Annotated in this window: 10 protein-coding genes and 1 pseudogene; 3 read left to right on the forward strand and 8 right to left on the reverse strand. The window is 73.4% G+C overall.

Annotated features, from left to right (window positions below; translation table 11 throughout):
* Both ABEB07_RS30805 and ABEB07_RS30810 read left to right on the forward strand, forming a co-directional pair.
* A partial coding sequence (locus ABEB07_RS30805; protein ID WP_345671348.1) for a CAP domain-containing protein occupies positions 1–534 on the forward strand: 534 nt, incomplete at its 5' end.
* Between the two features lie 78 nt (positions 535–612).
* The gene (locus ABEB07_RS30810; protein WP_345671349.1) at positions 613–1,008 is read left to right on the forward strand and encodes a winged helix-turn-helix transcriptional regulator; all 396 of its coding nucleotides are present in this window, start codon (positions 613–615) and stop codon (positions 1,006–1,008) included.
* Positions 1,009–1,083: 75 nt separating this feature from the next.
* Here the strand turns inward: ABEB07_RS30810 and mutM are convergent, their stop codons facing one another.
* From mutM to recG, 8 genes are all read right to left on the reverse strand, one after another.
* Positions 1,084–1,962: a bifunctional DNA-formamidopyrimidine glycosylase/DNA-(apurinic or apyrimidinic site) lyase gene (gene mutM / locus ABEB07_RS30815; RefSeq protein WP_176150658.1), complete on the reverse strand. Its 879-nt coding sequence runs from the start codon at positions 1,960–1,962 to the stop codon at positions 1,084–1,086.
* Between the two features lie 122 nt (positions 1,963–2,084).
* Entirely contained in the window at positions 2,085–2,909 is an 825-nt protein-coding gene (gene rnc, locus ABEB07_RS30820; RefSeq protein ID WP_176150657.1) for a ribonuclease III, read from the reverse strand.
* Between the two features lie 7 nt (positions 2,910–2,916).
* Positions 2,917–3,090, reverse strand: coding sequence for a 50S ribosomal protein L32 (rpmF, locus tag ABEB07_RS30825; protein ID WP_007493396.1), 174 nt, complete (start codon positions 3,088–3,090; stop codon positions 2,917–2,919).
* Positions 3,091–3,092: 2 nt separating this feature from the next.
* Positions 3,093–3,746, reverse strand: coding sequence for a YceD family protein (locus ABEB07_RS30830; protein WP_176150656.1), 654 nt, complete (start codon positions 3,744–3,746; stop codon positions 3,093–3,095).
* A 194-nt stretch (positions 3,747–3,940) separates the two neighbouring features.
* The gene (locus ABEB07_RS30835; RefSeq protein ID WP_345671352.1) at positions 3,941–5,098 is read right to left on the reverse strand and encodes an ATP synthase F0 subunit B; all 1,158 of its coding nucleotides are present in this window, start codon (positions 5,096–5,098) and stop codon (positions 3,941–3,943) included.
* Positions 5,099–5,196: 98 nt separating this feature from the next.
* Complete coding sequence (gene coaD / locus ABEB07_RS30840) at positions 5,197–5,676, reverse strand: pantetheine-phosphate adenylyltransferase (RefSeq protein ID WP_217711087.1); 480 nt, start codon at positions 5,674–5,676, stop codon at positions 5,197–5,199.
* A 26-nt stretch (positions 5,677–5,702) separates the two neighbouring features.
* Complete coding sequence (gene rsmD / locus ABEB07_RS30845; RefSeq protein WP_345671350.1) at positions 5,703–6,290, reverse strand: 16S rRNA (guanine(966)-N(2))-methyltransferase RsmD; 588 nt, start codon at positions 6,288–6,290, stop codon at positions 5,703–5,705.
* Positions 6,291–6,457: 167 nt separating this feature from the next.
* Positions 6,458–8,698 carry an ATP-dependent DNA helicase RecG gene (gene recG / locus ABEB07_RS30850; RefSeq protein WP_345671351.1) on the reverse strand — a complete coding sequence of 747 codons (2,241 nt, stop codon included), beginning with the start codon at positions 8,696–8,698 and terminating at the stop codon, positions 6,458–6,460.
* Between the two features lie 367 nt (positions 8,699–9,065).
* On the opposite strand from recG, the pseudogene ABEB07_RS30855 reads away from it, so the two are divergent.
* A pseudogene (locus ABEB07_RS30855) lies at positions 9,066–10,219 on the forward strand (tetratricopeptide repeat protein); the annotation flags it as partial.

Raw genomic sequence — 10,219 nt, forward strand, 5'->3', positions numbered from 1 at the left:
GCCACCGCCCCGGCCACCCCCGCGCAGCCGCCGACGGCCGGGCCGACGACCGCGCCGGCCGGCGGCGCGAGCCCGAGCGGGAGCGCCGCGGCCCGGCCCGCCCCGAAGATCCCGCGCCAGCGGACCCAGCCCCCCGCCACCGCCACCGCCACCGCCCAGAGCGCCGCCGAGGCGCAGGTGCTGAGCCTGGTCAACCAGGAGCGGGCGCGGGCGGGGTGCGGCCCGGTCGCCGCGAACGGCGCGCTGACCTCGCTGGCGGAGGACTTCAGCCGGGCCATGGCCGACCAGGACTTCTTCGACCACACCGACCCCGGCGGAGCGACCCCGTGGGACCGTGCGGCCCGGCTCGGCATCACCGGCCTGGGCGGCGAGAACATAGCCCGCGGCCAGGCGGACGCGGCGGCCGTCATGGACGCCTGGATGGACAGCCCCGGCCACCGCGCCAACATCCTGGACTGCGACTTCACCACGCTCGGCGTCGGCGTCCACTTCGGCCCGGGCGGGCCGTGGTGGACGCAGGACTTCGGGTACTGACGCGCCGGCGTCCGGTGGGCGCTGTGGTTCGGTGAGCGCTCTCTGTCGGTGGGCGCTGTGCTCGCGTACGCTCCGGGTATGAGCGGCACCCAGGAAGGCATCGAGGCGCAGGACCTCCCGTACGACGTGTTCGCCAAGGCGTGTCCCTCGCGCGGCACGCTGGAGCACGTCACGGGTCGCTGGGGCGCGCTCACCATGGGGGCGCTGCGCGATGGCTCGCTGCGCTTCAACGAACTGCGCCGACGCGTCGACGGGGTGAGCGAGAAGATGCTGTCCCAGACGCTCCAGGCGCTGGAGCGGGACGGCCTGGTGCACCGCGAGGCCCAGCCGACCAACCCGCCGCGCGTCGACTACGAGCTGACCGCGCTGGGACACGAGGTGACCGAACGGCTGCTGGCCCTCATCCACTGCGTGGAGGGCCGGATGGACGACGTGCTGGCCGCCCGCGAGCGCTACGACGCCCGCCGGGACTGACGCCCGGTTCCCGGCCCCGACCCGGTCGTCGGCCTCCCGACCCGGTCGCCGGCCTTCAGATCCGGTCGTCGGCCTTCAGATCCGGTCGTTCGCCGCCGGGCGGAGTCGGGGCGCGGGCTGGCACGTGGGGCAGTAGTGGCTTGAGCGGTTCATCCACGGGCGGCGGCGTATCGGGGTGGCGCAGCGGCGGCAGGGCAGGCCCTCGCGGCCGTAGGCGTCCAGGGAGCGGTCGAAGTAGCCGGACTCGCCGTTGACGTTGACGTACAGGCTGTCGAAGCTGGTGCCGCCGACGGCGAGGGCGTCGGTCATCACGTCCCTGATGTGGCCGAGGAGCTCGGCGGTGCGGGGGCGGGTGAGGGTGGCGGTGGGGCGCTCGTAGTGCAGGCGCGCCCGCCACAGCGCCTCGTCGGCGTAGATGTTGCCGACGCCGCTGATCAGCGACTGGTCGAGCAGGGCGCGTTTGACGGTGGTGCGCTTGCGGCGCAGCGCCTGGTGGAAGCCCTCGTCGTCGAAGAGCGGGTCGAGGGGGTCGCGGGCGATGTGCGCGATGACGTCGGGCAGCCCCTCGGGGCCGGTGTCGTGCAGCGAGAGGCCGCCGAAGGTGCGCTGGTCGACGAAGCGGAGTTCGGTGCCGTCCTCGTCGGCGAAGCGGACGCGGACGCGCAGGTGCTTCTCGGTGGCCGCCTCCCGCGGCTGGACCAGGAGCTGGCCGCTCATGCCGAGGTGGGCCAGGATCGCCTGGCCGCTGTCGGCCAGCGGCAGCCACAGGTACTTGCCGCGGCGGCTGGGCGTGCCGACGCGGTGGCCGGCCAGGCGCCGCGCGAAGTCGTCCGGTCCCGCCAGGTGCCGGCGCACGGCGCGCGGGTGCAGCACCGCGACCTCGGCGACGGTCCGCTGGGCGACCCAGCGCTCCAGACCGCGCCGTACGACCTCGACCTCGGGCAACTCGGGCATGGCTCCCCCGCACTCACTCGACACAGGAACGGACAACGGTAACGGCACACGCGCCGAGCGCCCGCCCCGGCCGGAACGGTGGGGCGGGCGCTCGGTGCCGCTGTCAGCTCGGTATGCCGCTGTCAGGCGGAGGCGGGAGCCTCGTCGGTGCCGGTGGCGGCCGCGGCGGACTCGGCCGCCTCGGCGCGCTCGTCCGCGGCGGCCTTGATGGCGCGCCAGGCGGACTCGGCGGCCTGTTGCTCCGCCTCCTTCTTGCTGCGGCCGGTGCCGGTGCCGTACGAGACGCCTCCGACGCGGGCGGCAGCAGTGAAGGTCTTCTCGTGGTCGGGGCCGGTCTCCGTGACCAGGTACTCGGGGACGCCGAGCCCTTCGGTCGCGGTCAGCTCCTGGAGGGAGGTCTTCCAGTCCAGGCCGGCTCCGAGGTTCGAGGACTTCTCGATCAGCGGATCGAACAGGCGGTGCACCAGTTCGGAGGCCGCGTCGAGGCCCTGATCGAGATAGACCGCGCCGATCACCGCTTCAAGGGTGTCGGCGAGGATGGATGCCTTGTCCCTGCCGCCCGTGCCCTCTTCACCGCGGCCGAGCCGGATGAAGGCGCCCAGGTCGAGGCCGCGGCCCACTTCCGCCAGCGCACGCGAGTTGACCACCGCGGCCCGCAACTTGGCCAGCTGGCCTTCGGGCAGGTCGGGGTGGGTGCGGTACAGCGTGTCCGTGACGACGAGCCCGAGGACGGAGTCACCGAGGAACTCCAGCCGCTCGTTCGTCGGCAGGCCGCCGTTCTCGTACGCGTAGGAACGGTGGGTCAGCGCGCGCACCAGAAGGGCGGACTCGAGCCGGTAGCCGAGCCGCCCTTCCAGAAGCGTGTGGGACGAGGCGGTGTTGTCCGAGGGGCTACCCCCGCCGACGCGGGGAGCGTTCTTCTTCGCCGTGGACACGGTGCCTCTCACCAGCCGCTCAGACCTCGAGGACCTGGCGCTTGTTGTAGGTGCCGCAAGACGGGCACGCGATGTGCTGCAGCTTGGGCTCGTGGCAGCGCTCGCACGCCACCAGGGTGGGGACCGCAGCCTTCCACTGCGACCGGCGGTGGCGCGTGTTGCTGCGCGACATCTTCCGCTTCGGAACAGCCACGGCTACTTCTCCTGCTTCTCGTCGGCGCGTGCTGACTGAGGCGCGCCGCCGCTCATCTCGTCCTTCTCGCCGTCTTCGAGTGAACCGGCGAGTCCCTGCAAAGCCGCCCAACGGATGTCGACGGCGTCGTGGTGGTGGTCCGGGTCGTCCGCGAGCCGCGCTCCGCATTCGGAGCACAGGCCCGGGCAGTCGTCCTGGCACACCGGCTGCATCGGCAGTGCGAGCACCACCGCATCGCGCAGCAGAGGTTCGAGGTCGAAGAGTCCGTCCTCGAGGTAGAACCTGTCCTCGTCGTCCTCGGCGTCGTCGCCCGGTTCCGCGATCACGCGGCCCCGGTCGTCGGCGTCAGGGTACGAGAACAGTTCCTGGAAGTCCGCTTCGAGCTCCAGCCCGACCGGCTCCAGACACCTTACGCACTCCCCCTCCGCCTGTGCACGGGCGGTGCCTGTGACGAGCACCCCTTCCATGACCGACTCGAGCCGGAGCTCCAGCTCGACCGGGGCGCCCTGCGGCACTCCGATCACCGACTGGATACCGAGGTCCCGGGGGGCCTCGACCGTGCGGGTCAGGCGTTGCAGCGCGCCGGGACGCCGTCCCAGCTCATGTGTGTCGAACACGAGAGGGTCGTGGTGGTCGAGGCGGGCGTTCTGAGCCATTCCTGCTTTCGGTTTCCGAGCTAGGAGGGACGCGGCCCGGTCGGTGTCTCCCGGGCAGCGCGGATCGCGGACGTGCACGCGACCGAAGGGCCAGGATACTGGACCTTTCGCTCTCGTCCCAATCCGGCCTCTTCGGGCCGCGCGGACGCCCGCGCTGACGCCCGCCCGCGGCCCGGCCGGAGGCCGTGTCCGGACTAGAGCCCGCGGCCCTGTTCGTAGGCCCGCAGCTGTTCGGCGCTGATCATGCCGGTGTCGAAGAGGCTGGTCTCGTCGAGCGCGTAGCCCTGCTGCGGCTGCTGCGACTGCTGCGTCTGGTGGGGCTGCTGCGCGTCGTGACCCTGTTGGCCCTGCTGGGCGTGCTGGGCCTGGCTCGGGTCGTAGGCGGGCTGCTGTCCGGTGTCGTAGCCCGGGTACGGCTCGCCGGCCGCCGTCCCGTAGCCGGGGGCGGCGTAGGGGTCGGCCTGCTGGTAGCCGTACTGGTCCTGCCGGGTGTCGTAGCCCTGGCCCTGGTAGCCGTACGGGTCGCCCTGCTGGGGCTGCTGGTAGCCGTAGGCCGGCTGGGGCTCGTACTGCGGCTGCGGCGGGGCGGCGGGGCGCTCGGGGGCCGGGGCGACGGTCCGGGGCGCGGGGGTGTCGGCGAGGCCGGCGAGACCGGCGAGGTAGTCGGCGTCGCTGGAGTGCTGGACGGTGCTGGTGTCGTCGGCCAGCGCGCCGAGGTCGTCGGTGGCGATCCGGCCGTGCAGCTTCTGCCGGCCGCGGCCGACCGCGTCCAGGGTCTTGGCGAGGACCGCCTCGAAGGCGCCGAGCTTGGCGTCGACGTAGGCGTCGGCGTCGCGGCGCAGGGTCTCCGGGTCGTGGCTGCGCTCGGGCGCGTCCTCGTCCTCGTAGCCGTCCTCGTCCAGGCCCGGTCCGGTGCCGAGCAGCTTCTCGCGGCCGCGGCCGACCGAGCCGAGGGTCTTGGTGAGGACGACCTCGAAGTTGGCGAGCTTGGAGTCGACGTAGTCGTCGGCCTCGGCGCGGACCTCCTCGGCCTCCTGGCGGGCCTCGGTCAGGATCCGGTCGGCCTCGGCCTGGGAGCGGCGGGCGACCTCGGTGCCGGAGACCAGCGAGCCGCGCTCGGCGTGCGCGGACTCGATGATCCGGTCGGCCTCGCGGCGGGCGTCCTCGACCATCTGCTCGCGGTCGCCGATCAGCTCCTGGGCCTGCGCGAGCGAGCCGGGCAGCGCCTGGCGGACCTCTTCGAGCAGTTCGAGCAGCTGGGCGCGGTTGACCACGCAGGACGCCGACATGGGCATGGAACGGGCGCCGGAGACCGTGGTCACGATCTCGTCGAGCTTCTTCTGCACGTCCACGGTGTGCTCGCCACTCCCTACCGGTGTGCGCATCTTGACGGGACGACTGTACGACCACGGCGCACCCGGCGGACAGCGGGTGACGGCACGTCAGCGGCTCAGTTCTTCCCCAGCCGGCCGGACAGCGCCTCGAAGACCTGCGGCGGCACCAGGTGGGAGACGTCGCCGCCCCAGGCCGCGACCTCCTTGACCAGGGAGGAGGACAGGAAGCTGTAGGTGGGGTTGGTGGGCACGAACAGCGTCTCGACGCCGGTGAGGCCGTTGTTCATCTGGGCCATCTGCAGCTCGTAGTCGAAGTCGCTCACCGCGCGCAGGCCCTTGACGATGGCGGGGATCTCGCGCTGCTTGCAGAAGTCGACGAGGAGGCCGTGGAAGGACTCGACGCGGACGTTGCCGTACTCGGCGGTGACGTCGCGGATCAGCTCGATCCGCTCGTCGATCTCGAACAGGCCCTTCTTGGACTGGTTGATCATCACCGCCACGTAGACCTCGTCGTACAGGCGGGAGGCGCGGGCAATGATGTCCAGGTGCCCGTTGGTGATGGGGTCGAACGACCCGGGACAGACGGCACGGCGCACTTGAGATCCCTCGCTCTCCGGTCCGGTCATCGTGCGTCTTCGCACGTAGAGGCGGCGCGACCGTACCAAAACGTTCCCTCGCCGTAACGACGGGCCCGGAGCGCGTCGAAACCCTCCGGCCACCCGAATTCACCGCCTCTGGTGCTGCGCTCCACGGTGACGAGGGCCGCGTCCGCCAGCCACCCCTGCGAGCGGAGTGTGAGCAGGATCTCGCGAAGATCGTCGTCCGTGACGGCGTAGGGCGGGTCGAGGAAGACGATGTCGTACGGCTCGGCGGGCGGCGGCGACTGGACGGTCTGTTCCGCTTTGCCCGCCCTCACCTCGGCGCCGGGCAGGCCGAGGCTCTTCACGTTCTCCCGGACGGTCCGGGCCGCCCGGGCGTCGGCCTCCACGAGCAGGGTGTGGCCGGCGCCGCGGGAGAGCGCCTCCAGGCCGACGGCTCCGGAGCCGGCGTACAGGTCCAGGACCCGCTCGCCGTCGAGGGGGCCGCCCAGCAGGGACTGCCAGGTGGAGAACAGGCCCTCGCGCGCGCGGTCGGAGGTGGGGCGGGTGCCGGTCCCCGGCGGGACGGCTAGGCGACGTCCGCCGGCCTTGCCGGCGATCACGCGGGTCATCTGGGGTCCTTGGTCGTGGGCGGCATGGCGTCCAGTGTGGCCGGTCGGGCGGTTGACCGCGTCGCCGGGGCGGCGGGGGCCGGCGGGTGCTCGGTGGGTGTTCCACGGGAGTTCGGCAGGCGCTCGGCAGGCGTTCGGTGGGTGAGGGGCGGGTGCTCAGCGGGGGCTCATCCCTTTTCCAGGTACTGCTCCTTCTCCTCGTCCAGCAGGGCGTCCAGCGCCGTGCGCAGGCCGGGCAGGGCGGTCAGCTCCGGGTCGGCGGCGACGACCGCCGCCGCCTCCTGCCTGGCCTCGGCGATGATCTCCTCGTCCTCGATGACGGCGAGGACGCGCAGGCTGGAGCGGGCGCCGGACTGGGCCTGGCCGAGGACGTCGCCCTCGCGGCGCTGTTCGAGGTCGATGCGGGACAGCTCGAAGCCGTCGAGGGTGGCGGCCACCGCGTTCAGCCGCTGGCGGGCCGCGCTCGCCTCGGGCATCTCGGTGACCAGCAGGCACAGGCCGGGCGCGGAGCCGCGGCCGACGCGGCCGCGCAGCTGGTGGAGCTGGGAGACGCCGAAGCGGTCGGCGTCGGTGATCACCATCACGGTGGCGTTGGGGACGTTGACGCCGACCTCGATGACGGTGGTGGCGACCAGGACGTCGGTGTCGCCGGCGGCGAAGCGGCGCATGACCGCGTCCTTGTCGTCGGGGGCCATCCTGCCGTGCAGCACCTCCACCCGCAGCCCCTGCAACGGCCCCTTGGCGAGCTGGTCCGCGACGTCCAGGACGGCCAGCGGGGGCCGCCGCTCGGCCGTCGCGTCGGCGTCCGGGGCCTTCTTGGCGGCCTTCTTCGGGCCGTCCTCCTCGTCGCCGATGCGCGGACACACCACGTACGCCTGGTGGCCGTTGGCGGCCTCCTCGCGCACCCGCTCCCAGGCGCGGGCGAGGAAGTGCGGCTTGTCGGCGGCCGGGACGACATGGCTGGCGATGGGCGAGCGGCCGGCGGGCAGCTGGTCGAGGACCGAGGTCTCCAGGTCGCCGAAGACGGTCATGGCGACCGTGCGCGGGATGGGCGTGGCGGTCATCACCAGCAGGTGCGGGGGCTGGGTGCCCTTGCTCCGCAGGGCGTCGCGCTGCTCGACGCCGAAGCGGTGCTGTTCGTCGACGACGACCAGCCCGAGGTCGTGGAACTGGACCTTGTCCTCGATCAGCGCGTGCGTGCCGATCACGATGCCGGCCTCGCCGGTGACGAGGTCGAGCAGGGCCTGGCGGCGGGCGGCGGCGCCCATGGAGCCGGTGAGCAGCACCACCTTGGTGGCGTGCTCGGAACCGCCGAGCATCCCCCCTTGGGCCAGCTCGCCCATCATCTCGGTCACCGACCGGTGGTGCTGCTGGGCCAGCACCTCGGTGGGCGCGAGCATCGCGGCCTGCCCGCCGGCGTCGACCACGGCGAGCATGGCGCGCAGGGCCACCATGGTCTTGCCCGAGCCGACCTCGCCCTGGAGCAGGCGGTGCATGGGGTGGTCGGTGGCGAGGTCGGTGAAGATCTCCCGGGAGACCTTCCGCTGGCCGTCGGTGAGGGTGAAGGGCAGGCGGTCGTCGAAGGCGGTCAGCAGGCCGTCGGGGCGGGGCAGGCGCGGGACGGCGGGGAGTTGGGCGTCGGCGTGGCGGCGGCGGGCCAGGGCGACCTGGAGGACGAATGCCTCGTCCCACTTCAGCCGGGCCTGGGCGTCGGCGATGTCCGCCTTGGTGTGCGGGCGGTGGATCTTGAGCAGGGCCTCGGGCAGGGGCAGCAGGGCGCGGCCCGCGCGCAGCGCCTCGGGCAGCGGGTCCACGGCGTCGCGGGCGTCCGGCAGGACGGTCTGGACCGCCTTGGCGATCTTCCAGGACTCCATCTTGGCGGTGGCCGGGTAGAGCGGGATCAGGGCGCCGGCGAAGGACTCGACGCTCTCGCCGGTATCCCTGGTCTCCCCGCTCTCGCCCTGGAGCAGTTCGTAGGCGGGGTGGGCCAGTTGGAGCTTGTGGTTGAAGAGGGACACCTTGCCCGCGAACATCGCGCGGGTGCCCGGCAGCAGCTCCTTGTGCGGCTTGTGCACGCCGTTGCCGAAGAAGACGAGCTGGAGCCGGCCGCTGCCGTCGGTGATCGTCACCTCCAGGCGCTGCCCCTTGCCGCGCGGCGCCCGCGAGGAAGCGAAGGAGTGCAGGCGGGCGTCGGCGACCTGGGCGACCACCGTGACGTGCTCGTCCATGGGGAGGTCGGCCAGGTGGGTGAGCCGGCCCCGCTCCTCGTACTTGCGCGGGTAGTGGTGCAGGAGGTCGCCGACGGTGTGCAGGCCGAGGTGCTCGGCCATCACCTTCGCGGTGGCGGGGCCGAGCACCGACTTCAGCGGTCGACGCAGTGGTTCTTGCAGTGCGGGCACGGGATCCATTGCACACCACGCTACTGACAACGCCGTATACGTCCTGCGAAACCCCTGGTCAGGTGGGTGGTGCGGGCCCTAGGATGACGCGCTCACGGACCTTCCCCCCGCGGCCCGCCACCCCGTCGGCGCCGCCCTACCCCGCGCCGTCGGCAAGCCCCTCCACCAGCGGCGCTGCGACGATGGACTCCCAGACCCCCCAGTCATCAGCCGAAGGCCCCCCGTCCGCCGCCACGTTCCGGGTCGACCCGCGCGGTCCGGTGGACCCGCTGGCGCAGCGGGCGCGGCAGCCGCTGCGGCCGGCCGGCTCCGCGCCGCTCGACCGCGCTTTCACCGGCCCGCCGGAGCGGTCCGCCCACGGGGAGGACGGCCGCCGATGAGCTCGGTCACGGACCTCGGCTCGCTGCGGCGGGCCATGGCGGAGAACGGCGAGCGGCCCGAGGGGCCGGCCCGCAACGCGCGCGCGGCGGAGCTGCTCGCCGAAGCGGAGCGGCTGGGCGAGCCGCCGGCGGTGATCGAGGCGCTCGGGCACCAGCTGAGGGTTCTCCACCACAGCTCCGAGAAGGACAGGATGTTCGCGCCCTTCGCGCGGCTGCTGCGGCTGTGGGACGAGCACCCCGAGGACTTCGACGCGTACGAGGCCCACTCGCTGCACTGGGTCTTCAAGTGGATGTCGGCCGGCATGGTGGACCGGCCGCACGTCCCGCTGGCCGCGATCGAGAAGTGGCTCGGCGAGATGGAGCACCGCTACCGGCTCGCCGGGTACAGCGAACGGGCGGTGCGCGGCGCGGAGTTGAGTGTGGCCGCGCACGTGGGGGACGTGGCGCGGGCGGAGCGGGCGTACGGGGCGTGGCTGGCGGCCGACCGGGACCGGATGGCCGACTGCCCCGCGTGCGAGCTGCGCGCCCAGGGCTGGTGGCAGGCCGAGCGCGGCCGGGACGAGGAGGCGGTGCGGCTGTGGCGGCCGGTGCTGGAGGGCGGGCTCTCCTGCGCCCACGAGCCGCACACGGTGCTCGCCTCGTCCCTGCTGCCGCTGCTGCGGCTGGGCCGGACCGAGGAGGCGCGCGCCCACCATCTGCGCGGGCTGCGGCTGGTGCGGCCGATGGAGAGCATGCGCGCCGCGTACGCGGAGCACGTGGAGTTCTGCGCGCTGACCGGCAACGAGGCGCGCGCCCTGGAGCTGCTGGCCGAGCGGCCGGCGTACTTCACCGACTCCGGGCATCCGCGCAGCCGGCTGGACTTCCTGGCGGTGGTGGCGCTGCTGACGGGGCGCCTGGTGGAGCTGGGGCACGGCGGACGGGCGGTGCCGGGTCCGGCGGGCCGGCCCTGGACGGCCGCCGAGCTGGCCGCTCACGCGCGCGGGGAGGCCGAGGCGCTGGCGGCCCGGTTCGACGCGCGCAACGGCACCTCGCACGTCGGGGAGCGGACCCGGGCGCGGATGGCGCGGCGGCCGCTGGTCGAGCGGCTGCCGCTGGGCGTGCGCACGGGGCTGCCGGTGGCCGTCCGGCCCGCCGTGCGGCGGCCGGCCGC

This window comes from Streptomyces similanensis, from assembly GCF_039543625.1.
Classification (GTDB): Bacteria; Actinomycetota; Actinomycetes; order Streptomycetales; family Streptomycetaceae; genus Streptomyces; species Streptomyces similanensis.

Coding starts and splice junctions, on each gene's coding strand:
- ABEB07_RS30810 (WP_345671349.1), top strand. CDS start 613: ATGAGCGGCACCCAGGAAGGCATCGAGGCGCAGGACCTCCCGTACGAC.
- mutM (WP_176150658.1), bottom strand. CDS start 1,962: ATGCCCGAGTTGCCCGAGGTCGAGGTCGTACGGCGCGGTCTGGAGCGC.
- ABEB07_RS30830 (WP_176150656.1), bottom strand. CDS start 3,746: ATGGCTCAGAACGCCCGCCTCGACCACCACGACCCTCTCGTGTTCGAC.
- rsmD (WP_345671350.1), bottom strand. CDS start 6,290: ATGACCCGCGTGATCGCCGGCAAGGCCGGCGGACGTCGCCTAGCCGTC.
- recG (WP_345671351.1), bottom strand. CDS start 8,698: ATGGATCCCGTGCCCGCACTGCAAGAACCACTGCGTCGACCGCTGAAG.